This is a genomic window from Cellulomonas alba, assembly GCF_030362835.1.
GTDB classification, from domain to species: domain Bacteria; phylum Actinomycetota; class Actinomycetes; order Actinomycetales; family Cellulomonadaceae; genus Cellulomonas; species Cellulomonas alba.
In genome coordinates, this window is the sequence record NZ_JAUCGQ010000001.1 from 766840 (window position 1) to 789997 (window position 23158).

20 protein-coding genes are annotated in these 23158 nt (G+C 75.6%); 10 read left to right on the plus strand and 10 right to left on the minus strand.

Features of this window, described 5'->3' with window-relative positions:
* Position 1 precedes the first annotated feature (1 nt).
* Entirely contained in the window at positions 2–673 is a 672-nt protein-coding gene (locus QRT04_RS03465; protein ID WP_289453516.1) for a CpaB family protein, read from the minus strand.
* A gap of 105 nt (positions 674–778) precedes the next feature.
* Between QRT04_RS03465 and QRT04_RS03470 the strand changes: the two genes are divergently transcribed.
* Positions 779–1024 carry a helix-turn-helix domain-containing protein gene (locus tag QRT04_RS03470; RefSeq protein ID WP_289453518.1) on the plus strand — a complete coding sequence of 82 codons (246 nt, stop codon included), beginning with the start codon at positions 779–781 and terminating at the stop codon, positions 1022–1024.
* Between the two features lie 66 nt (positions 1025–1090).
* Here the strand turns inward: QRT04_RS03470 and QRT04_RS03475 are convergent, their stop codons facing one another.
* Positions 1091–1612 carry a hypothetical protein gene (locus QRT04_RS03475; RefSeq protein ID WP_289453520.1) on the minus strand — a complete coding sequence of 174 codons (522 nt, stop codon included), beginning with the start codon at positions 1610–1612 and terminating at the stop codon, positions 1091–1093.
* Between the two features lie 127 nt (positions 1613–1739).
* Between QRT04_RS03475 and QRT04_RS03480 the strand changes: the two genes are divergently transcribed.
* Both QRT04_RS03480 and QRT04_RS03485 read left to right on the plus strand, forming a co-directional pair.
* On the plus strand, positions 1740–2855 hold the full coding sequence (locus QRT04_RS03480) for a LysM peptidoglycan-binding domain-containing protein (RefSeq protein ID WP_289453521.1): 1116 nt from the start codon (positions 1740–1742) through the stop codon (positions 2853–2855).
* The gene (locus QRT04_RS03485) at positions 2852–3532 is read left to right on the plus strand and encodes an Rv3235 family protein (RefSeq protein ID WP_289453523.1); all 681 of its coding nucleotides are present in this window, start codon (positions 2852–2854) and stop codon (positions 3530–3532) included. Before QRT04_RS03480 ends, QRT04_RS03485 begins: the two co-directional genes overlap by 4 nt.
* Positions 3533–3549: 17 nt before the next feature.
* Here QRT04_RS03485 and QRT04_RS03490 read toward each other — a convergent pair whose 3' ends face one another.
* The 8 genes from QRT04_RS03490 to mtrA all read right to left on the minus strand — a co-directional run bounded on the left by QRT04_RS03490 (position 3550) and on the right by mtrA (position 15577).
* Entirely contained in the window at positions 3550–5193 is a 1644-nt protein-coding gene (locus QRT04_RS03490; RefSeq protein ID WP_289453524.1) for an ABC-F family ATP-binding cassette domain-containing protein, read from the minus strand.
* Between the two features lie 180 nt (positions 5194–5373).
* Positions 5374–8151 (minus strand): preprotein translocase subunit SecA, encoded by a 2778-nt coding sequence (gene secA, locus QRT04_RS03495; protein ID WP_289453525.1) that lies wholly within the window; start codon positions 8149–8151, stop codon positions 5374–5376.
* 136 nt (positions 8152–8287) lie between these two features.
* Positions 8288–9550, minus strand: coding sequence for a winged helix-turn-helix domain-containing protein (locus tag QRT04_RS03500; protein ID WP_289453526.1), 1263 nt, complete (start codon positions 9548–9550; stop codon positions 8288–8290).
* Positions 9551–9701: 151 nt separating this feature from the next.
* The gene (hpf, locus tag QRT04_RS03505; RefSeq protein ID WP_289453527.1) at positions 9702–10346 is read right to left on the minus strand and encodes a ribosome hibernation-promoting factor, HPF/YfiA family; all 645 of its coding nucleotides are present in this window, start codon (positions 10344–10346) and stop codon (positions 9702–9704) included.
* Positions 10347–10557: 211 nt separating this feature from the next.
* Positions 10558–11376 (minus strand): ComF family protein, encoded by an 819-nt coding sequence (locus QRT04_RS03510; RefSeq protein WP_289453529.1) that lies wholly within the window; start codon positions 11374–11376, stop codon positions 10558–10560.
* 94 nt (positions 11377–11470) lie between these two features.
* Positions 11471–13165: an LpqB family beta-propeller domain-containing protein gene (locus tag QRT04_RS03515; protein ID WP_289453530.1), complete on the minus strand. Its 1695-nt coding sequence runs from the start codon at positions 13163–13165 to the stop codon at positions 11471–11473.
* Positions 13162–14865: an MtrAB system histidine kinase MtrB gene (gene mtrB / locus QRT04_RS03520; RefSeq protein WP_289453532.1), complete on the minus strand. Its 1704-nt coding sequence runs from the start codon at positions 14863–14865 to the stop codon at positions 13162–13164. Before mtrB ends, QRT04_RS03515 begins: the two co-directional genes overlap by 4 nt.
* A 28-nt stretch (positions 14866–14893) precedes the next feature.
* Positions 14894–15577, minus strand: coding sequence for an MtrAB system response regulator MtrA (gene mtrA / locus QRT04_RS03525; RefSeq protein ID WP_289453533.1), 684 nt, complete (start codon positions 15575–15577; stop codon positions 14894–14896).
* A gap of 212 nt (positions 15578–15789) precedes the next feature.
* On the opposite strand from mtrA, the gene QRT04_RS03530 reads away from it, so the two are divergent.
* From QRT04_RS03530 to QRT04_RS03560, 7 genes are read left to right on the plus strand one after another with little or no spacing between them, the layout of a single operon-like run.
* A complete protein-coding gene (locus QRT04_RS03530) occupies positions 15790–16998 on the plus strand; it encodes a hypothetical protein (protein WP_289453535.1) in 1209 nt (402 codons plus the stop codon).
* Positions 16995–17642: a DUF4129 domain-containing protein gene (locus tag QRT04_RS03535; RefSeq protein ID WP_289453537.1), complete on the plus strand. Its 648-nt coding sequence runs from the start codon at positions 16995–16997 to the stop codon at positions 17640–17642. Before QRT04_RS03530 ends, QRT04_RS03535 begins: the two co-directional genes overlap by 4 nt.
* The gene (locus QRT04_RS03540) at positions 17639–18844 is read left to right on the plus strand and encodes a DUF4350 domain-containing protein (RefSeq protein WP_289453538.1); all 1206 of its coding nucleotides are present in this window, start codon (positions 17639–17641) and stop codon (positions 18842–18844) included. Before QRT04_RS03535 ends, QRT04_RS03540 begins: the two co-directional genes overlap by 4 nt.
* Complete coding sequence (locus tag QRT04_RS03545; RefSeq protein ID WP_456064473.1) at positions 18841–19944, plus strand: AAA family ATPase; 1104 nt, start codon at positions 18841–18843, stop codon at positions 19942–19944. Before QRT04_RS03540 ends, QRT04_RS03545 begins: the two co-directional genes overlap by 4 nt.
* 1 nt (position 19945) lies before the next feature.
* Positions 19946–21238, plus strand: a complete 1293-nt coding sequence (locus QRT04_RS03550; protein ID WP_289453539.1) for a DUF58 domain-containing protein — start codon at positions 19946–19948, stop codon at positions 21236–21238.
* 55 nt (positions 21239–21293) lie between these two features.
* Positions 21294–21965 carry a hypothetical protein gene (locus QRT04_RS03555; RefSeq protein WP_289453540.1) on the plus strand — a complete coding sequence of 224 codons (672 nt, stop codon included), beginning with the start codon at positions 21294–21296 and terminating at the stop codon, positions 21963–21965.
* Between the two features lie 9 nt (positions 21966–21974).
* Positions 21975–23147: a winged helix DNA-binding domain-containing protein gene (locus QRT04_RS03560; RefSeq protein WP_289453541.1), complete on the plus strand. Its 1173-nt coding sequence runs from the start codon at positions 21975–21977 to the stop codon at positions 23145–23147.
* Positions 23148–23158: the final 11 nt, after the last annotated feature.

Below are 23158 nucleotides of genomic sequence, written 5' to 3' on the forward strand. Positions count from 1 at the left end.
GTCAGCCCTCCGACCCCGGCACGCCGCCGGGCAGGGGCACGACGTCGACCGTCCCGTCGGCCGCGAGCGCCTCGAGCACGTCCGCGAGCTGGGCCGTCGGCACGAGCACGTGCACCGTGGCGCCGGACCCGGTCGTGAACGCGCCGTCGCCCGAGCTGGCCTCCGAGACGACCACCTTCTGCGCGATCGGTCGCGCACCCGGCGCGCCTGCTGCCCGGTCGGCGTCCGGCCGGGGCGTGAACCACAGGTCGACCACGGCGCCCACCTGCAGGTCGCGCCCCGGGGGGGCCTGGAGCGGCACGGCGACCGACCGGACGTCGACCGAGGAGCCGTCCCCGACCGCGGCCCGTGGCACGAGTTCCCCCGCCCCGACGGTGCGCAGCGCGACGAGGTCGGTGGCGACCGCGCCGCGCGCGGCGAGGTACCGGTCGAGCGCGATTCCACGGACGCCGACGACCACGAGGTCGTCCGCGTGGAGCTGCTCCCCCGCCACGAGCGCGTGCCGCGCCGCGTAGACCGGCACCTCGTGCTGCGCCGAGCGCACGATCCAGGACCCCAGCGCCACCGCCGCCGCGACCATCGCGATGCCCGCGAGCAGCCGCGGGTCGCGCCAGCTCGGCCGGCGCAGCCGGTTCGCCGCAGGCGCGGGCAGCTCCAGCACGGCCGTCTGCACGGTCGACCACCTCCTCGTCGGCACATCCTGCCGACGGGCCGGATGTCGTGGGGGGAGCATTGTGGACAACCCGGACACGCCGCCACCGCGTGCCACACTGCGGGCATGGTCTCCCGGTTCCTCACGCTCACCGACGTGACCGAGATCCTCAACGTCTCGATGCCGCAGGCGTACGCCCTCGTCCACAACGGTGACCTGCGCGCGATGCAGATCGGTGGCCGCGGTCAGTGGCGCATCTCGCAGGACGACCTGGAGGAGTACATCCAGCGGATGTACTCGGAGACCGAGCGGCGCATCCGCCGGGGCGAGCGCGAGGGCTCGACCCCGGACAAGGCTGCCGCCGAGCGCTGAGGCAGCCCGCCCGGCCAGCGCGCCGCCGCGGTCAGCGCGGGGGCGCCGCGTGCGCGCCGGCGCCGGTCAGCCCGAGCGGACGACCCGCAGGGCGCCGAACGGGACGGTGCGCAGCGCCGCCGCGCCGCCGCCGACCGGCGTCACGTCGACATGGTCGGCGCCGACCCGCTCGAGCCGCCCACCGAGCTCGTAGCCGTCCGCGACCACGACCACGGCGGCCCGGTCGCGCGCGAGCGCACGGAGCACGTGTCCGAGCGAGAGCCTCCGCTCGACGGCACCGGCCGGCGGCGCGGCGATGGCCGGCAGACCCGCCATCCCGACCAGCGCGTCGGTCGGGACCAGGACGCGCCGCACCCCGTCCGCGAGCAGGACCCACTGCGTCGCCACCTCGATCGCGTCGCCCTCGACGACGAGGCCGCCCGCGACCCAGACCCTGAGCCGCGCGCCCGACGCCGCTCGGACGCGGTCGACGACCGAGACGCTCGAGCGCTCGGCGCGCACGCGCTCACCGAGCTCGGCCTGCAGGTCCGCGCGTCGTGTCGCGTCCAGCTGCGCCTCGAGGTCCCCGAACAATGCCTCCCACCGCACCCCCGAACCGTAGGCGAGGCCGCGCGCCCGTGATGTCCGATTCGCGGACACCGGTGGACAGCCGACTCTGGTCTAAGTAGACCTATGCGCACCAAACGACATCAAACTCGACCAAGGGGGCTCGTCGATGACGACGACGAAGAGGACCGCCGACCGCGCACGGGCGGCCGGTGCGACCGCCGGACGCGCCGCGGGCATGGGGCTCGGAGCGTGTGTCGCCGGGGGGACGGCGCTCGTGCTCGGCACCACCGCGCGCGGCCTCGCGAGCGGCCCCGTTCCGATGCAGGTCGACGTCGCCGTCGAAGCGGCCGTCGTCGGCGTCGGCGCGCTCGTCGCGGCGTGGATGGCTGCGTGCGCCGCACTGGCCGCCGCCTGTCTCGCACTGCGCCTGGTCGGTGCGACGTGGCGCACCGGGGAGCGTGCGCTCCACCGGTTCGCGCCGGCGGTCGTGCGCCGCGCGCTGACCGTCGCGGTGGTCGGCGGTCTCGGTGCGGGGCTCGCGTCAGCCGCGTACGCGGCTGACGCCCCGGCACCCCCGTCGACGGGCGCGTCGGTCGAGGCGGCGGGGAGCACCATCGACCTGGGCTGGGTCGTGACCTCCGGGCAGGACACCGCGGCCGCGGATCCTCGTCCCGGCGACCGGGCGGCAGAACCACCGGCCGGCACTGCCGTCCCGGGGACGCCACGGGAAGCGGCCGCCCAGGCGGGCAGCGGGTCGGTGCCGCGCGACGCCCCTGAGCCACGCGGACGCACCACCACACCCGGGGGCACAGTCCCGGGCGGCGCCGCCGGCGGCGCCACCGTGCCGGGCGACGGAGGGCGGGCGCCGGCCGCGGACACCGGCCCGGACCAGACAGCGCGCGGCGACTCACCGCGTCCTGCCGGCATGGGTGCCGATCAGCTGACGGTCGGTGAGCAGGACGCTCCCGCGTCGGCCGCCGCGGCGCACCCGCTGCACCCTGCCGGGACGACCCGGAGCCGCGCCGCGACCGGGGTCGCCGCGACGGCCGCCTCGCCGCACCCGTCGGGAGGGCCCGCGGCACGAGCCGCGACGGTCGTCGTGCGTCGGGGCGACAGCCTCTGGCGAATCGCGGCCCGCCACCTCCCGCCCGGTGCCGACGACGCCACCATCGCCGCCGCCTGGCCGGCCTGGTACGCCGCGAACCGCGACACGATCGGCGACGACCCGGGGCTGCTGCTTCCCGGTCAGGTGCTCGCGGTCCCCGCCGGGGTCGCGCCGTGAGCGCGCTGGCGGTCGAGACGACGCCCGCGGAGCAGACGTTCGGCGAGCTGGCCACGCGCGCCGACGGTCAGTCACGGCCGGGCACGCGCGGGTCCGGCGGCCCGGGACACATCGAGGCGGTGCCGGCCACGCAGCACCGCGACCGCGCTGACGTCGGTTCACCCCCGGCGACGAGCAGCCGACCGCGGATGCGCCTCGTGCCGGCGCTGCCGTCGGGCCGGCCGCCGGTCGCGACCGACCCGGTCGTCCCGGCGGTGCCGACGCTGCGGCAGCGGGTCCGCGCGCTGCGCGCGGCCGATCGGGAGCTCGTGCTCGACGGTGCCGACGAGCCGGGCGCGCCGCCCGACGCCGACCCGCAGCAGGTGGCGTGCGGCATCGCGCTGGGCGCCGTCGAGGTGCTCGCCGGGCGGCGGAGCGTGGCTCAGCTCGCGCGGTGGGTCACGCCGGGCGTCTACGAGGTGCTGCGCATGCGGGCGGCGCTGACCGCGCAGGCGATCGGATCAGGCAGTGCCGCCGGGCGCCACCCGTCGGTGCGCCGGGTGCGCGTGTGCGTCGTCGCGCCAGGGGTCGTCGAGGCTGCGGTCGTCGCCGAGGACGCGGACCGTGTCCGGGCCGTCGCGGTGCGGCTCGAGGGCTGGCGCGGCCAGTGGCGCGCGACGGCGCTCGAGATCGGCTGACGCGCGCACGCCTACGGTCAGGGCTTGACCTCGGTGACGCGGCCCGCCTCGACGTGCCAGCGGCGCGTGAGCCGCACCGTGTCGAGCATCCGCCGGTCGTGCGTCACCAGCAGGATCGTGCCGTCGAACGAGTCGAGCGCCTGCTCGAGCTGCTCGATGGCGGGCAGGTCGAGGTGGTTCGTCGGCTCGTCGAGCACGAGCAGGTTGACGCCCCGCGCCTGGAGCAGCGCGAGGGCTGCGCGCGTCCGCTCCCCCGGCGACAGCTCCGTCGCCGGGCGGCCCACGGCGTGCCCGCCGAGCCCGAACTTGGCGAGCAGCGTGCGTACGTCGGCCGTCGGCCAGTCCGGCACCTCGCGCGCGAACGCGTCGCCCAGCGGCGCCTCGCCCTCGAACGCGTCGCGAGCCTGGTCGATCTCGCCGACGAGCACGCCCGACCCGAGCGACACGGCACCCGCATCGGGCTCGAGCCGGCCCAGCAGCATCGCCAGCAGCGTCGATTTCCCTCCGCCGTTCGGCCCGGTGACCGCCACGCGATCGAGCCGGTCCAGCTGCAGCGACAGGGGTCCGAGCGCGAACTCGCCCCGGTGCACGAGCGCCTCGCGCGCCGTCGCGACGACGTCACCCGAGCGCGGGCCCGCCGCGATCGTCATGCGGAGCTGCCACTCCTTGCGTGGCTCCTCGACGACCTCGAGCCGCTCGATCATCCGCTCCGTCTGGCGTGCCTTGGCCGCCTGCTTCTCGGCCGAGTCGGCGCGGAACGCCGGGATGAACTTGTCGTTGTCCGTCGCCTTGCGGCGGGCGTTGCGGACGCCCTTCTCCATCCAGGCACGCTGCATGCGGGCGCGCGCCTGGAGGGCGTCGCGGCGGGCCGCGAAGTCCTCGTAGGCCTCGCGCGCCTGGCGGCGCGCCGTCGACCGCTCGTCGAGGTACGCGTCGTAGCTGCCGCCGTACGTCGCGACGCGCTGGAGGCTGCGGTCGATCTCGACGACGGACGTCACCGTGCGGCTGAGGAACTCGCGGTCGTGGCTCACCACGACGATCGGCGCGGCCGCGCGGCGCACGAAGTCCTCGAGGAGGTCGAGCCCGTCGGCGTCGAGGTCGTTGGTCGGCTCGTCGAGCAGGAACAGGTCGTAGCGCGACAGCAGCAGCGCCGCGAGCCCGACCCGCGCGGCCTGGCCGCCGGACAGGCCCGTCATGGGGTGGTCGAGGCCGACGCCGAGTCCCACGTCGTCCGCGACCGCGCCCGCGCGCGCGTCGAGGTCGGCGCCACCGAGGTGGAGCCACCGCTCCAGCGCGTGGGCGTACGCGTCGTCGGCGCCGGGCGCGCTCGCGGCGAGGCCGTCGGCGGCCGCGTCCAGCGCCGCCTGCGCGGCGGCGACGCCCGTGCGGCGCTCGAGGTGTGCCAGGACGGTCTCGCCCTCGATCCGCTCGGGCTCCTGAGCCAGGTAGCCGAGCTGCGCGTCCGTGGGCGAGACCGTGACCGAGCCGGCGTCGGGCGCGCGCAGGCCGGCGATGATCCGCAGCAGCGTGGACTTGCCGGCGCCGTTCGGTCCGACGAGGCCGACGACGTCACCCGGCGCGACGACGAGGTCGAGCCCGGAGAACAGCTCGCGGTCACCGAAGGCGGCCGCCACGCCGCGGGCCTGGACGGTCGCACTCATGGCCTCATCCTCACCCGGGCGGCGGGGATCGTCCTACGACTTAAGCCCGCTCGCCGACGGTCGCGGCACCTCGCCGAGGCGCCCGGCGCCGGGCGACCCGCGCCGCTCCGGCCAACGCGCGAGGGGCCGAGAGCGTGCAGCTCCCGGCCCCTCGCACGCGCTGCTCAGCGCTTGCGCTGCTCAGCGCTTGCGCTGCTTGGCGGCCTTCCGGCGGTCCGCACGGTTGCCCGCGCCGTCGCCCGACGACGAGCCGGCCGCGCCGCCACCCGCGTCACCGATGGTCACGACGCCGCCGTCGCCGTCGGTCGAGGGCGCCGAGTACTGCAGCGGGGCGCGCTCCTCCGGGCCGTCGATCCCCTTCGCGACCAGACGCGCGCCGCCACCGAGCGCCGCCGCGGCGCCGCCCGAGGTGGCCGCGGCAGCAGCGGCGTCCACGGACACCGCCGGCTGCTCGTCCTCGGCGACCTGCACCTCGAGGTTGAAGAGGTAGCCGACCGACTCCTCCTTGATGGCGTCGGTCATCGCGTTGAACAGCTGGAAGCCCTCGCGCTGGTACTCGACCAGCGGGTCGCGCTGAGCCATCGCGCGCAGGCCGATGCCCTCCTTGAGGTAGTCCATCTCGTAGAGGTGCTCGCGCCACTTGCGGTCCAGCACGGACAGCACCACGCGGCGCTCGAGCTGGCGCATGTTCTCCGACCCGATGGCCTCCTCGCGCTCGGCGTAGGCGTGCTCGGCGTCGGAGAGGATCTCGGTCTCGACGAGCTCAGGCGTCAGCCGCGTCAGGCCGCCGGCCTGCTCGACGACCTCGTCGACCTCGATCGACACGGGGTAGATCGCCTTGAGAGCGGTCCACAGCGCCTCGAGGTCCCAGTCCTCCGGGCGGCCCTCGACGGTCGCGCCCTGGATGTACGCCTTGAGGACGTCGCCGCGGAAGTGCGTGATCTGGTCCTGCAGGTCCTCGCCCTCGAGCACGCGGCGACGCTGGTCGTAGATGACCTCGCGCTGGCGGGAGAGAACGTCGTCGTACTTGAGGACGTTCTTGCGGATCTCGAAGTTGCGCGACTCGACCTGCGCCTGCGCGCTCTGGATCGAGCGCGTGACGATCTTCGACTCGAGCGGCATGTCCTCCGGGAAGCCCGCGCGCGTCATGAGCGCCTCGGCCGCACCCGAGTTGAACAGGCGCATGAGGTCGTCCTGCATCGACAGGTAGAACCGCGACTCGCCCGGGTCGCCCTGACGGCCGGAACGCCCGCGCAGCTGGTTGTCGATGCGGCGGGACTCGTGGCGCTCGGTGCCGAGGACGTAGAGGCCACCCAGCTCGACGACCTCGTCGTGCTCGGCGGAGACGGCCTCCTTGGCCTTGTCGAGCGCGTCCGGCCAGGCGGCCTCGTACTCCTCCGCGTTCTCCGCCGGGTCGAGGCCACGCGCCGCCAGGTCGGCGACCGCCATGAACTCCGCGTTGCCGCCGAGCATGATGTCGGTGCCGCGGCCGGCCATGTTCGTCGCGACCGTGACGGCTCCCTTGCGGCCCGCCTGCGCGACGATCGACGCCTCGCGCGCGTGCTGCTTCGCGTTGAGGACCTCGTGCGGGACGCCCTGCTTCTTGAGCTTGGAGCTCAGCAGCTCGGACTTCTCGACGCTGACCGTGCCGACGAGCACCGGCTGGCCCTTGGCGTGCCGCTCGACGATGTCGGTGACGACCGCGTCGAACTTGCCGTCCTCCGACTTGTAGACGAAGTCCTTCTGGTCGATGCGCTGCATGTCGCGGTTCGTCGGGATCGGGACGACGCCGAGCTTGTACGTGCCCTGGAACTCGGCGGCCTCGGTCTCGGCCGTACCCGTCATGCCCGAGAGCTTCGAGTACAGCCGGAAGTAGTTCTGCAGCGTGATCGTGGCGAGCGTCTGGTTCTCGGCCTTGATCGCCACGCCCTCCTTCGCTTCGATCGCCTGGTGCATGCCCTCGTTGTAGCGGCGGCCCGGCAGGATGCGGCCGGTGTGCTCGTCGACGATGAGCACCTCGCCCTGGAGCACGACGTAGTCCTTGTCGCGCTTGAACAGCTCCTTGGCGCGGATCGCGTTGTTGAGGAAGCCGATGAGCGGCGTGTTGAGCGACTCGTAGAGGTTGTCGATGCCGAGGTAGTCCTCGACGCGCGCGATGCCCGGCTCCAGGACGCCGACCGTGCGCTTCTTCTCGTCGACCTCGTAGTCACGCTCGCGCTCGAGCCGACGCACGACGCGGGCGAACTCGGCGTACCAGCGGTTCGTGTCGCCGGACGCGGGCCCCGAGATGATGAGCGGCGTGCGCGCCTCGTCGATGAGGATCGAGTCGACCTCGTCGACGATCGCGAAGTTGTGGCCGCGCTGCACGAGCTCGTCGGTGCTCCACGCCATGTTGTCGCGCAGGTAGTCGAAGCCGAACTCGTTGTTGGTGCCGTAGGTGATGTCGGCGGCGTACTGCACGCGGCGCTCGGCGGGAGTCTGCGTCGCGATGATGCAGCCGCTGGTCAGGCCGAGGAAGCGGTACACGCGGCCCATGAGCTCGCTCTGGTAGCCCGCGAGGTAGTCGTTGACGGTGACGACGTGGACGCCCTTGCCCGACAGCGCGTTGAGGTACGCGGGCGCGGTCGCGACGAGCGTCTTGCCCTCACCGGTCTTCATCTCGGCGATGTTGCCGAGGTGGAGGGCCGCGCCGCCCATCAGCTGGACGTCGAAGTGACGCTGGCCGAGCGTGCGGCGGCTGGCCTCCCGCACCGTGGCGAACGCCTCGGCGAGGAGGTCGTCGAGGGTCTCGCCCTCGGCGAGACGCGCCTTGAACCGGTCGGTCTCCTCGCGCAGCTCGGCGTCGCTGAGGCCCTTGAAGTCGGGTTCCAGCACGTTGACCTGCTCGGCGATGCCCGCGAGCCTCTTGAGGACGCGGCCCTCACCGATGCGCAGGATCTTGTCGACGATCGCGGACACGCATGACTCCCGACGTGGTGGGTGCCCGTCCGCGCACGGCGTCGGGGCGGCTGTGGTCCGGCCGCACGGCCGGGCCTGTCCATGGTAGGCGAGGCGACCGGGGGTCGAGGCGATCCGGGCCGACCGGATCCCGGCGTCAGGCTGCGACGGCGGCGGTCGCGGCACGGACCTCGGCCGCGAGGTCACCCGCGGCCGGCCGGGTCGCGGACCCGACGCGCACCGAGTCCAGGCCGAGCCAGCGCGCGGCGAGCTCGAGCTCCGCCGCGAGCGCGGCGGCGACGGCGGCGGGTCCCGCGCCAGCCGTCCCGAGCGTGCCGTGCGCCGCGCGGACCTCGAGGACGCCCGCAGCGCGATCCGCCTTGAGGTCGACGAGCGCGGCGAGCTCCTCGCCGAGCAGGAACGGCAGGACGTAGTAGCCCCACACGCGTCTCGGCTCGGGCACGTAGACCTCGATGCGGTAGCGCAGCCCGAACAGTGCCTCGACGGTGCGGCGCTCGAAGACGAGCGGGTCGAACGGGTTGAGGAGGGCCGCGCCGGTCGCGCGACGCGGCGTGGTCGCGGTGCGGTGCCGGTAGGCGCGGCCCCAGCCGTCGACCTGCACCGGGGTCAGCACGCCGTCCTCGACGAGCTCGTCGATCGCGCGCTGCGTGGGCGCCATGCGCAGGCGGAAGTGGTCGGCGAGCGAGCGGGTCGAGCCGATGCCGTGCGCGCGAGCCGCGATCGCGACGAGCTCGCGGACCGCGTCCGGCTCGTCGGGCGGGGTCGCCGCCAAGACGTGCGCCGGCAGCACCCGCTCGGTGAGGTCGTAGCGGCGCTCGAACGCCGGGTTGCGGCCCGCCGACGCGACCTCTCCCGTGAAGAACAGGAACTCCAGCACGCGCTTGGCGATCGACCAGTTCCAGCCCCACTCGACCTTGCGCGTCGGGTGCTCGGCCTCGAACTCCACCTGGACCTCGCTCGCGGTGACCGGGCCGCGCTCCGCGACGATCGCGCGGACGTCGTCGACGATGTTCCCGTGCGTCGTCGCCACCGCGGCGATGCCGCCCCACGCCTCGCGCTGGTACGCCTGGCGGCGCCACTCGAGCAACGGGTACGACTCGACCGGCACGAACGACGCCTGGTGCGCCCAGGACTCCACGAGCCGACGCGGTGCGCTTCCCGTCGCGCGGTCGAGGAGCCCGACGTCGTACGGACCGAGCCGCGAGAACGCCGGGACCAGGTGCGCGCGCGCCAGCACGTTCACGGAGTCGATCTGCACGACGCCGAGCCGCGTGCCGAGCTGCTCGACCTGCCGCAGCGTCACCGGTCCGGTCCGCGACGGTCGCGGCGCGTCCAGGCCGTGCGCCCGCAGCAACGTGCGACGCGCGTGGGACAGGGACAGCTTCTCGGGCCGGGGCACGGCGCCATCCTGCCGCGGACCACCGACATCGCGGCGGGCACGAGAGGCCGCCGCCGGCGGTTCGGGCAGCGCCCGGCGGACGTCGGTGGCCGGGCACGGCGACGCCCGGCGCGGGTTCGGGCCGCGCGCCGGGCGCCGTCTGTCCTGCCGGTCAGCCCACCGCGGCGTGCGCCGGGGTCTCGGCCCCGTTCGCGACGGGCGTGTCGAGCTTGATGACGCCGTAGCTCCAGCCGTGGCGCCGGTAGGCGACCGAGGGCTGAGCCGTCTCGGCGTCGACGAACAGGAAGAAGTCGTGGCCGACGAGCTCCATCTCGTAGAGCGCGTCGTCGACCGTCATGGGCTGCGCCGGGTGCACCTTCTCGCGGATCACCACCGGCGAGTCGCCGAGGGTGGTCTCGACAGTGCCGTCGGTTGACGACGCCGCGGCGGGCACCTGCTCGTCGGCCGCCTCGGGCGGGCGGACGTCGACGGGCGCGAGCGGAGTGTGGTTGCGGTGCGCCTTGCGCCGGTCGCGCGAGCGGCGAAGCCGTTCGAGCAGCTTGCCGAGCGCGAGGTCGAGCGCTGCGTAGCGGTCGTCGGCACACGCCTCGGCGCGGATGACGGGCCCCCGGTCGACGACCGTGAGCTCGACGCGCTCACGACTCTCGGACTGGCGGGGGTTCGCCTCGCGCGACACGAGCACGTCGACGCGCTGCGCACGGGGGGCCAGCTGCTCGACCTTCGCGAGCTTCTGCTCGACGTGCGCCCGATACTTCGGGAGCACCTCGGTGTGCCGGCCGGCAACCACGATCTCCATAGGAGCCTCCTGGGAGTGTTGGGGCGGGAACGCGCCCGCCCGGGTGAGTGGGGCCGCCCTCGCGGGCAGTCGGGGGGCCTCACCTCCTCCCGGTGTCGCGGACCGGGGCTCAGGACCCGGTCCGACGGCGTCGGCTCTGAGCCTCAACGCTAGTCCCGCTGCACGCGCAGGGGCAGCCCAGACGTCCCACCGTCTCGCCCCTGGGACGTGTTCACCCGGGCGGCCGGGCACTCGGCACCTCGTGGGACGGCGGCGCCACGCCCGGCGGCGGCGTCGACGCGAGCGTGAACGCCCCGACCACGACGGCACCCGCGGACTCGAGCGCGGCGCGAGACGCGGCGAGCGTGGCGCCGGTCGTGAGCACGTCGTCGACGAGGACGACCGCCCGCCCGCGCACCTCGAGCTCGCCGCCGCCGCGCACGCGCACGCGCCCTGCGAGGTTCCGCGCCCGCCCGCGCGCCCCGAGGCCCACCTGGTCGGCACCGGGTCGCCGGCGCAGCGCGTCAGAAGGCACGGCCGCGACACCGCCCGCCGTCAGCCCGGCCGCGACTCCGCGTGCCAGCGCGTCCACGAGGTTGCCCCCTCGACGGCGCCGGGCCGCGGGCGACGACGGCGCGCCCACGACGCGCAGCGCCGCCGATGCGGGTACCGCGGGAGCCGCCAGTGCGACCGTCCGGCCGGCGTCGCGCAGGGCCGCGGCGAACCGCGGCGTCAGGTCGACGCGTCCGCGGTCCTTCCACGCGACGACCGCCTGCCGCGCCGCGCCGACGCCCTCGGCCAGCGTCCAGACCGGAAGGGGTCTGCCGTCGAGCCGGTCGAGCCGGGCCGCGCGCTCCTCGCACCGCCACGGCCGGACGGTCAGCAGCGCCGCGCAGCCGGCGCACCAGGGCACGTCGGGCAGCCCGCAGCCCCCGCAGGCGACGGGGACCACCAGGCCGGCCAGCTCAGCCAGCAGGCTCCGCGGGCCGGCGACCCGCGCACCGGCGACGGGCAGGGCCGGCAGGAGGCTCGAGGCGGACGGTCGCGGCACGCAGCCAGGGTGCGCCGCCCGGGCGCCCGGGCACGCTCCATCGCCCCGGGTGGGGGACGCGCGCGTCCGCTGCGGGGCTGTGGGCGGCTCGACGTCAGCCGGGGTAGGACGGGTCGGAGGCGCCGGTCACGCCGTCGACCTGCACCCACGTCGGCGTGACGAACCGCCGCAGCGTGCCGTCCTTCGTGGCGACGACGAGCGAGGGGCCGCCCGCGAGATCCACGACGTCGGCGATCTGCGGCAGGACGGTGGTCGGACCGGCGACCGGCACGAGGTTGACGTACGGCGAGGTGCTGCCGTCGGACTGGCCCAGCACGCCGAGGGTGGCCTCGTCGACCCACGTGACCTGCGTCGCGTCGGTCAGCGTCGTGCCCGCGCGTGTCGGCACGCCGAGCTGGCGCGGCACCCCGTGGTCGTCCCGCGTGACGCCCGCGACGTCGACCCGCACGCCGTCGGCGCCGTGCGAGACGATCGCGACGCGCGCGCCGTCCGCCGCCACCCGGAGGGACCGGACGGTGCGTCCGGCGAGCCAGTCCGCGCGGATCGTGACGGGCGCCGCGCCGGCCCTCGCCGCGACGACGTCGGTGCCGTTGCTCGTCCACGCCCATCCGAACCGGTCGACGGACGGCGCGACGAGCGGCCCGCTGGCGTAGAGCACCTGGGCCGCCTCCGACGCCGTCGGCACGGTGACGAGCGACCGCCCGTGCGAGAGCATGACGCGCGTGCCGTCGGCACCCGTCGCGGGGTCGGACGCGCCGAGCCCCTCGAGCGAGCCGACGTCGCGCACGGGCGAGACGGTCACGCCGTCGAGCTCGACCAGCCGGCCACCCGACAGGAACGTGAGGGGCTTGGAGATCCCTGCCGCGATCGGGCCGCCCTTGAGCGTCTGCGCGCCGTCGAGCGGCACGCCGTTGGCGTCGACGTGGACCGAGAACACGCCGGGCAGCACGGCGAGGCTCGCGTCGATCTGCGCGAGCAGCAGCGGACGGTCGTCCTTCGCGATCGCGGGCGACGGCCCGAGGCTGACCTGCGCCGCGCCTTCCGCGGTCGTCACCGACTCGGGCTTGAGCTGCAGGCCGGCCGGGACCGCGGTCGTCACCGCGTCCTGGAGCCAGGGCGACGGTCCCGCGAGCAGGGCATCCATCACGGAGGTCTGCAGGTTCTTCGCGGGGAACCAGCGGGTGTCGGGCACGAGGTACGTCTTGTCGGCCGAGAGGAAGTAGACCGCGGCCTGGCGGAACTGCCGCTGGAACACGTCGTTGAGCAGCACGAGGCCGTCGGGCGCCGTCGAGATGCGCCACTCGTCGTTCGAGTCCTGCACCATCCCGAACGTCACCGTCTCGTGCGCGTCGGGCGCCGCCTCGGCGTAGTTCCCCGACGCGTCGACGCGACCCAGCACCGACACGTCCACCGCGACCTCGCCGTGCGCCGCTGCGCCGACGTGGACGTCACCCGCGACGACGACCCCGGCGAGCGGCTTCCACGCCGAGCGCGCGTCGCCCGCGAGGTACTCGCGCGCCACGCCGAAGTTGTCGGCGAAGCCCGAGCCCTGCGCCAGCAGGAAGCGCCCCACGATCGCGTCGGCGCTCGCGCCCGGCTCCGGGCCTTCGGCGAGCACGTCGATGTCCGGCGCGGCGCTCACCTTGACGTCGCTCGCCTGGACGGCGCCGGAGGTCGGCAGGCCGGTGCACGCGGCGAGCGCCAGGGCGGCGAGCGCCGTGATCGCGGCGGGGAGCGCGCGGCGGGCGCGCCGGGAGCCTCGGGTGCGGTGCACGCGGTTCTCGGTCATCGCACCTCCTCCGGCAGCAGGTGGTCGTCGGGCAGGTCGGGCATGTCGGGGAGCGCGGCGGGGTCCGTGCGGGGCCGTGCGACCGGGACGGGCACCGTGGTCGGCGTCTCGTCCGGCACGAGCGGCAGCGGCGAGTCCGTGAGCCGGATGCCCGCGCGGCGAGGCAGCGTCAGCCGGAAGCTCGCGCCGCGGCCGGGCCGCCCCCACGCCTCGAGCCAGCCGCCGTGCAGGTGCGCGTCCTCGAGCGAGATCGCGAGGCCGAGGCCCGTGCCGCCCGTGGTGCGCGCCCGCGCCGGGTCGGCGCGCCAGAAGCGGTCGAAGACGTGCTCCGACTCGGTCTTCGTCATGCCGACGCCGTGGTCGCGGACCGTGACCGCGACGGCGTACTCGTCGGCGCCGACGGTGATCTCGATCGGCGAGCCCTCGGCGTGCTCCACGGCGTTGACCAGCAGGTTGCGCAGCACGCGCTCGACGCGGCGCGGGTCGATGTCGGCGAAGCACCGGTCCTCGGGCAGCTGCACGCTCAGCCACGAGCCGCGGCGCTCGGCGTGCGGCGCGGAGTGGTCGACGGCGGAGATGACGACGTCGCGGACGTCGCGACGCTCGGCGTCGAGCACGGCGGCGCCCGCGTCGAAGCGGCTGATCTCGAGCAGGTCCGCGAGCAGGTCCTCGAACCGGTCCAGCTGGGTCTGCAGCAGCTCGGCCGAGCGCTTGACGGCGGGGTCGAAGTCGCCGCGCGCGGCGTGGATGACCTCGCCGGCCATCCGGATCGTCGTCAGCGGGGTGCGCAGCTCGTGCGAGACGTCGGAGACGAACCGCCGCTGGACGGCCGACAGCTCCTCGAGCTGGCCGATCTGGTCCTGGAGGGACTCCGCCATCTCGTTGAACGAGCGTGCGAGCGTCGCCATCTCGTCGTCCCCGCGCTCCGGCATGCGCTCCTCGAGGTGGCCGTCGGCGAGGCGCTCGGCGACCTGGGCGGCGCTGCGCACCGGGCTCACCGTCTGCCGCGTGACGAGCAACGTCATCCCACCGAGGAGCGCGACGAGCGCGACCGCCGCCAGGCCGAGGGTGCGCTCGAGGAAGTCGAGGCGCTGCTGCTCCGACTGGAGGCTGTAGAGGAAGAACAGCTGGAACGTCCCGACGACGGGGACCGTGACGTCCTGCCCGACCATCACGGCCGGCTCGACGCGTCCGTCGAACTCGGCTCCGACGGACTGCCAGTGCTGGCCGCCCGTTGCCGTGGCGGTGATGAGGTCGTGGCTGATCAGCCCGACCAGCTTCTCCGAGCCGAGGTTGAACACCGGGACGGTGCTGGGCTGCCGCGGGGCGCGCAGGAGGAACACGTCGCGCCGCTCCCCCAGGCCGCCCGTGCGCTGCGCCGCCGTCACGTCGTTGAGCAGGCGCTGGATCTGTGCCCCGGTCGACCCGGTCGACGAGCTGAACGCGGTCGAGGAGTTGAACGCGTCCTGCACCTGCTGCGTGCTGCGCGCGCTGTCCTCGAGCACCTGCTGCACCCGCGCGTCGAAGAGGCCGTCGCGCATGCGGTCCGTGACGTACGCGCCGATGCACGCGAGCGCGACGAGCCCGATCGCGAGCGTCGTCGCGATCACGCGCAGCTGCAGCGACGAACGCCACGCGCGCGGCCAGCTCCGTACCCGGCGCAGCGTCCGTGCCCGGACGAGCCGCCAGGTGCCGTTCACCCGCGGCACTGCGCCGTCCCCTTCCACGTCACGTCGGCGTCACGCCCGCCTTGTAGCCCACGCCGCGGACCGTCACGACGATCTCGGGCTGCTCGGGGTCGGTCTCGATCTTGCTGCGCAGGCGCTGCACGTGGACGTTGACGAGACGGGTGTCCGCGGCGTGGCGGTAGCCCCAGACCTTCTCGAGCAGGACCTCACGCGTGAACACCTGCCACGGCTTGCGCGCGAGCGCGACCAGGAGGTCGAACTCGAGCGGCGTCAGGGAGATCGGCCGGCCCGCACGCGCGACGCGGTGACCCGGCACGTCGATCGTCACGTCGCCGATCGACAGGTGCTCCGGCGCGGGCTCGTCGCTGCGGCGCAGCCGGGCGCGGACGCGCGCGACGAGCTCCTTAGGCTTGAACGGCTTGGAGATGTAGTCGTCGGCGCCGGACTCGAGGCCCAGCACGACGTCCACGGTGTCGCTCTTGGCGGTGAGCATGACGATCGGCACGCCCGACTCGCCGCGGATCTGCCGGCAGACCTCGTTGCCGTCCTTGCCGGGCAGCATGAGGTCGAGCAGGACGAGGTCCGGCTGGGTGGCCCGGAACGTCGCGAGCGCCTCGTCACCGTCCTCGCAGAAGACCGGCTCGAAGCCCTCCGAGCGCAGCACGATCCCGATCATCTCGGCCAGCGCGGTGTCGTCGTCGACCACCAGCACGCGTCCCTTCATGCGCGCATTCTCGCACCGGGGGACGCCGTGACCTCGACGTTCCGGCCCTCCGGGGCGCTCGCCTGCACAGATCACCCACAAGGTCCCCCGACGCTCCTGCCACCGTGGCACGATGAGGGCTCGCCGCGGCAGCCGACCGCCGCCGGTCCACGACCGGAGGGCGCGGCGGTCACCCGACAGCCGGGCGACGACCAGCGAGGAGCCGCGCGCGCATGACGAACCCGCACGACGACGCACCACGCCCCCCGGCGTGGACGGCGCCCGGCGGGTCGGGTCAGCCGACCGCGGGCTCGTCCGGGGCGCCCGTGCCCGTGCCCGCGCCGCAGCCGGGCAGCGCACCGGTGCCGGCTCCCGTCCCGGGTCAGGCCGCGCCCGGCGCGCCCACGGGCTGGCAGTCCGCGCCGGGCTGGCAGACGGCACCCGGCGCGCCCGGACCGGGTGGACCCGGCTGGCAGACCGGCCCGGGGTGGCAGGCACCCGGCTGGCGGCCGCCGGCGCTCCAGCCGGGCATCGTGCCGCTGCGCCCGCTCGGCCTCGGGGAGATCCTCGACGGCTCGTTCCGCGCGGTGCGCGCCAACCCGCGGGTCATGTTCGGCGTCGCCGCGCTCGTCGTGACCGTCGGCGTCGTGATCCAGACGGCGCTCGCCTGGTACCTGCGAGGGTTCCTCGAGGAGCAGACCGCCGGCGTCGCCGACCAGGTGGACCCGACGGGCGAGCTCGGCGCGAGCGACTCGCTCGGCTCGTCGCTGAGCACGCTGCTGACGCTGCCGCTCGTCTCGATCGCGACCACGGTGCTCACCGGCCTGGTCATCGTCTCGGTGAGCCGGTCGGTGCTCGGGCGCACCGTCTCGATCGGCGAGGTGCTCCGGTCGACCCGCGTGTGGTGGGTCGTCGGCTTCTCGCTGCTCACGGCGCTGGGCTCCGGCCTGGTCGTCGCGCTCGGCGTGGGGCTCGTCGTCGTGCTCGCGGACTCCGTCGGCGCGGGTGCGGCGGTCCTGGCAGGGCTGACGCTCGGGCTCGGGCTGGTGGTCGGGTTCGCGTGGTTCTTCGTGCGGACGCTGCTCGTGCCCCCGGCGCTGATGCTCGAGGGCAAGGGCTTCTGGCGCACCGTGGCGCGCGCGTGGCGGCTCACCCGCGGCAGCTACTGGCGGCTGCTGGGCATCTACTTGCTGTCCGCGATCATCGTCAGCGTCGTGGTCCAGCTGATCTCGGTGCCCGCGACGGCCGTCGCGCAGTTCCTGCTCGACGGCCAGGCCGACTCGTTCGCCTCGATCGCGGTCGTCGCGCTCGCGAACATCGTCGCGGACACCCTCGCCACGACGTTCCTCGCCGCGGTCGTCGCGCTGCTGTATATCGACGTGCGCATGCGGCGCGAGGGGCTCGACGTCGAGCTCGCGCGGGCGGCGCAGAGCGCGGCGTGACGCTCGCCCTCGGTCGGGTGCCCGTCCAGCCCGACGCACCGACGGCTCGCCGGTGGGCACAGCAGGAGCTGACCGATCCCGTCTACCACCGGGGGCGCTCGCTGCTCGAGCGGATCGTCGACTGGATCGCGCAGCAGCTCTCCGGGCTGCACACCGCCGGGCTGCCCGCACCGGCGGCGGTGCTGGTCGTGGTGGCGGTGCTGGCCGTGATCGCGGCCGTCGCGTTCTGGGTCGCGGGTCCCGTCCGGCGGAACCACCGGTCGCCCCGCACGCGCGGGGTGCTGGCGCACGACGACCGCCGGTCGGCAGCCCGGATGCGCGCGGACGCGGATGCTGCGGCGGCCCGCGGCGACTGGTCGACCGCCGTCGTCGAGCGGTTCCGCGCGATCGTGCGCTCGCTCGAGGAGCGTGCGGTGCTCGACGAGCTGCCCGGTCGCACCGCGCACGAGGCCGCGGGCGAGGCCGGTGGGCGCCTGCCGACGGTGTCGGCCGAGCTGTCCCGGGCCGCCCAGCTGTTCGACGACGTCGCGTACGGCGACGCGCACCCGTCCGCCGGGGACGACGCCGCGCTGCGGGACGTGGATCGCCGCGTCGCGGCCGCACGGCGCGAGTCGCGGCCCTCGCTCGCGGGTGCGACCCGATGAGCACGCCCGTCCTGACCCGCAGCGCACCCGTCGTCGGCGACGGGACGACCGCACGCACCCGTGCCGCGGGCCGGTGGCGCCGGTGGCGGGTGCTCCTCGCGATCGTCGTCGGGCTCGTGCTGGTCGCGCTGCTCGCGGCGCTGCCCGAGCCGCGGACGTCGTCGGTCCGCCTCGCCCCCGACAACCCGGCGCCCGACGGTGCGCGCGCCGCCGCGCAGATCCTCGGCCGCCAGGGCGTGCACGTGCACTACGTGCGCAGGATCGCCGACGTGCGCGCCGCTGCGCACCCGGGCACGACGCTCCTCGTCGCGAGCGACCGGCTCCTCGACGAGGACCAGGTCGACGCCCTGGCCGCGACCGGGGCGGACCTCGCGCTCGTGGACGCCGGCTGGGCGCTCGAGCGGCTCACGGACCAGCTCCGCGCGCTGGGCGCGTCGGCCTCGTCGGACGTGGAGGCGCGCGACGCCGCGTGCGACGACCCCGACGCGCGAGCCGCGGGGACGATCACCGCGGCGGGGGCGGTCGAGGCGCTCGGCCCCGGCGCGGTCGTCTGCTTCCCCGGCAGCGGCGCGGTCTCGCGCTCGGGTGCGTACGCCGTCGTGGCGGGCAGCCCGCGCATCGCGGCGCTCTCCGACGCCGCGCCCCTCGAGAACGCCGGCCTCGCGGACGAGGGCAACGCGGCGCTCGTGCTGCGGATGCTCGGCCGGCACCGCGACCTCGTCTGGTACGTCCCGTCCGTCGACGACACGAGCGGCGCGTCGGACGCGAGCACCGGGCCGAGCCTCGTCGACCTCGTGCCGCGCACCGTGCCGCTCGTGGGGCTCGCGCTGCTGCTCGTGCTGGCGGTCGCGGCGCTCTGGCGCGGACGGCGGCTCGGCAGGCTCGTGCTCGAGCCCCTGCCCGTCGTCGTCCGCTCGGGCGAGGCGACGCGCGGCCGCGGGCGGCTCTACCGCCGGGCGCGCGCGCACGGGCACGCCGGGGCGGCGCTGCGCGCGGGGACGGCCACGCGGTGCGCGGCGCGGCTCGGCCTGCCGCGCTCCGCGGAACCGGCCGCCGTCGTCGCCGCCGTCGCGCGTGCCACCGGACGCGAGCCAGGCACCGTCGCGCACCTGCTGTACGGACCACCACCCACCGACGACAGCGCCCTGACCCGGCTGGCCCGGGACCTGGACGACCTGGAGAGCGAGGTTCAGCACCCGTGAGCGAACAGACCCCGAACGGGCCCGCGCCGGTGGCGGCCGCACCGCCGACGCCGCAGTCACCCGTCCCGGCGACGGCGCCGGCTGCCGCGCCCGTCGCCGCGCCAGCCGCGGCGACCGTGTCGCCCCCCACGATGCCCGCGGCCGAGCCGGCGTCGGACGTCCGCGACGCGCTCGCCCGGCTGCGCGGCGAGGTCGGCAAGGCCGTCGTGGGGCAGGACGCCGCGGTGAGCGGGCTCGTGATCGCGCTGCTCTGCCGCGGGCACGTGCTGCTCGAGGGCGTGCCGGGCGTCGCCAAGACGCTGCTGGTCCGCACGCTGTCCGCCGCGCTGTCGCTCGACACCAAGCGCGTGCAGTTCACGCCCGACCTGATGCCCGGCGACGTCACCGGCTCGCTCGTGTACGACGCCCGGACGGCGCAGTTCTCGTTCCGGGAGGGGCCCGTGTTCACCAACCTGCTGCTCGCGGACGAGATCAACCGGACGCCGCCGAAGACGCAGGCGTCGCTGCTCGAGGCGATGGAGGAGCGGCAGGTGACGGTCGACGGGACGCCCCGGCCGCTGCCCGATCCGTTCGTCGTGGTCGCGACCCAGAACCCGGTCGAGTACGAGGGCACGTACCCGCTCCCCGAGGCGCAGCTCGACCGGTTCCTGCTCAAGCTGACGCTGCCGCTGCCGGAGCGCGCGGACGAGGTGGAGGTGCTGGCGCGGCACGCCGCCGGCTTCGACCCGCGCGACCTCCGCGGGGCGGGCGTGCGGCCCGTCGCGGACGCCGCCGCGCTGGCCCGTGCACGGGCCGAGGTGGCGCGCGTCCAGGTCGCGCGCGAGGTGCTCGGCTACGCCGTCGACGTCTGCCGCGCGACGCGCCAGTCGCCGTCGCTCGCCCTCGGCGTCTCGCCGCGCGGCGCGACCGCGCTGCTCGCGACGTCGCGAGCGTGGGCATGGCTCTCGGGCCGCACGTACGTGACGCCGGACGACGTCAAGGCGCTCGCGCACCCGACGCTGCGCCACCGTGTGCAGCTGCGCGCCGAGGCCGAGCTCGAGGGCGTCACCGCCGAGTCCGTGCTCGACAGCGTGCTGGCGTCCGTGCCGGTGCCGCGCTGACGTGGCGCTGACCTGGCGGGCCGTCGCGCTCGCCGCGCTCGCGGTCCCGCTGGTGCTGCTCGTGCCCGCCACCGGGACCGTGCTGCTGTGGGCGCTGCTCGTCGTGCTCGCGTGCATCCTCGACGCGGCGCTCGCGGCGTCCCCGCGCCGGGTCGCGATCGAGCGCGCCGTCCCGGCATCGGTGCGGCTGACGGAGCGCGCGACGTCGACTCTGACGCTCACGAACGTCGGACGGCGTCACCTGCGCGGTCTCGTCCGCGACGCGTGGCCGCCGTCGGCGGGCGCCGGTCCGTCGCGTCAGCCGGTCGACCTGCCGCCGGCCGAGGCGCGGCGCCTGACGACGACGCTCGTGCCGACGCGTCGGGGTGACCGCGTCGCCGACCGCGTGACGATCCGGACGGTCGGCCCGCTGCGCCTCGCCGGCCGGCAGGCGTCGATCGACGTGCCCGGGCGGCTGCGCGTGCTGCCGGAGTTCGCGTCCCGCCGGCACCTGCCGAGCCGCCTCGCGCGCCTGCGCGAGCTCGACGGCCGCGCCGCCGTGCAGGTGCGCGGCCCGGGCACCGAGTTCGACTCGCTGCGCGAGTACGTCGTCGGCGACGACGTCCGAGCGATCGACTGGCGCGCCACCGCGCGCCGCGGCGACGTCGTCGTCCGCACGTGGCGGCCCGAGCGCGACCGGCGCGTGTTCGTCGTGGTCGACGCGGGGCGCACGTCGGCGGTCCGGGTGCTCGACGCGCCGCGGCTCGACGCGTCCATCGAGGCCGCCCTGCTGCTCGCGGCGCTCGCCAGCCGCGCGGGCGACCGGGTCGAGCTGCTCGCGTACGACCGGCGCGTGCGCGCGCGCGTCGCGGGGACGGGCGCCCCGCGACTGATGTCGGGGCTCGCCGACGCGCTCGCGACCGTCGATGCCGAGCTCGTAGAAACCGACTGGTCCGGCGTCGTCGCGCAGGTGCAGGAGCGGCTCAGCCAGCGCGCGCTCGTCGTGCTGCTCACGGCACTCGACCCGGCCGCGGTCGAGCAGGGTCTGCTCGGCGTCGTCGGCCAGCTGACGGCGCGCCACCAGGTGGTGCTCGCGTCCGTCGCCGACCCCGAGGTGGCGGAGCTCCGGGCTGCTCGGGACGACGCGGCCGCCGTGTTCGACGCCGCCGCCGCCGAGCGCGTCGGCCTCGAGCGCCAGGCGGTCGCGACGCGCCTGCGCCAGCGCGGCGTCGAGGTGCTCGAGGCGCTTCCCGACGAGCTCGCGCCGCGCCTCGCGGACACCTATCTCGCGCTCAAGGCCGCGGGCCGGCTCTGAGACCTCAGCCCCCGACGGACTGAAGCGCGGCCCGCGGCGCGCCGATCTCTCGGACGTGGTGCTCGCCTCCGCGCTCGTCGTGCTGCTCGCCGTCGCAGGCGTGGCGAGCAGCCGATGGGTGCTGCGCCGGTACGACGCGCTCGGGCGGCGGCGTCCCTTCCCGACGATCACCGTGGCGGTCGCGCTCGGTCTCGCCGTGGCGTGCGCGGTGCCGCTCTGGCTCCACGACCGGCTCGAGCACCGGCTCTCCGCGGTGGCGGGCGGCCTCGTCGGGGCGCCGGTGACCGTGCACTGCCAGACCCCGAGCGAGACGTTCGTCCATGCCGGTGGCGAGCTCGGCTACGTGCGGTGGGACGCCACGGGCGTGCCGGAGCACTCGACCGTGCTCGCGTACGACGCGTGCCGTGACCTGCGCAGGTGGCTCGGGTCCGACAAGCGGCGTGCCTCGCTCGACGAGGTCGTCGCCGTGCACGTCCTGACGCACGAGTCGATGCACATGGCGGGGCTCCTCGACGAGTCCCGGGCGGAGTGCGCCGCCGTCCAGCGCGACGCCCGCACCGCGATGGCGCTGGGGGCGACGCGCGACGAGGCGGTGGCGCTCGCGCGGCAGTACTGGACGCAGGCGTACCCGCGGATGCCGGACGGCTACCGCTCGGGCTGCGGCGCCGGCGGCGAGCACGACGAGCACCTGCCGCTCGCCCCGTGGGATGTCGGCGGCGGGCCCTAGGGTCGTGCCGTGCCCGACGGACCGCTGACCACGGCCGCGCTCAACCGCGCGCTGCTCGCCCGCCAGCACCTCCTCGAGCGCTCCGACGCCCCGGCCCTGTCGATGGTCGACGAGCTCGTCGGCCTGCAGGCGCAGAACGGATGGTCGCCCTACGTCGGGCTGTGGAGCCGCCTCGCCGGGTTCCGGCACGCCGAGCTCGCGGACGCTCTCGTCGCCCGACAGGTCGCGCGCATCGTCGTGGTGCGCGGCACGATCCACCTCGTCACCGCCGCGGACGCCGTGCTGCTCCCCGCGCTGTGCCGGCCCCTGCTCGCGCGCGACCTGCTGGTCAACCAGGCGCACGCCGCCCACCTGCGGCGCGTCGACGTCCCCGCGGTCACGGCGGCCGCGCGGACGCTCGTCGAGGAGCAGCCCCGCGCGACCACCGAGCTCGGTCGGCTGCTGGCGGAACGCTTCCCCGACGTCCCGCCCGGCTCCCTGGCCCATGCGGCCCGCGGCACGTTGCCGCTGGTCCAGGTGCCCCCGCGCGGCGTCTGGGGCAGGTCCGGCGCGCCGACGCTCACCACGGCATGGTCGTGGCTCGGGCTCGCGCCGGTGGACCTCTCCGAGCCCGACGCCTGGGCCGACGCGATGGGCCGCGTGGTTCTGCGGTACCTCGCGGCGTTCGGGCCGGCGAGCGTCGCGGACGTGCAGACGTGGTCGGGGCTGACCGGCCTGCGGCCGGTGGTCGACCGGCTCGGCGACGCGGTGGTCCGCCTGCCGGGGCCGCCCGCCAGCCCGGGCGGCCGTCCGCGCGAGCTGCTCGACGTGCCCGGCGGACTCCTGCCGGACGCGGACGTCCCCGCGCCGGTGCGCTTCCTGCCGGACTACGACAACCTGTTCCTCTCGCACGCCGACCGCCGCCGCATCGTCGACGACGAGCACCGCAAGGCGCTCACGCGGGCCAACGGCGTCATCCCCGCGACCGTCCTGATCGACGGACGCATCAGGGCGACGTGGCGCGTCGACCGCGAGCCGCTCGACCCGCCCCGCACCCGTAACGGGCGATCGCTGGCGACCCTGCACGTCGAGCCGTTCACGGCTGTCGACGGCGCGACCCGCCGCGCGCTCGTGGCGGAGGGTGAGGTGTTCGTGCGGTTCATGGCCGACGACGCGGCAGAGCACCGCGTGCTCGTCGGCTGAGGCGCGCCGCC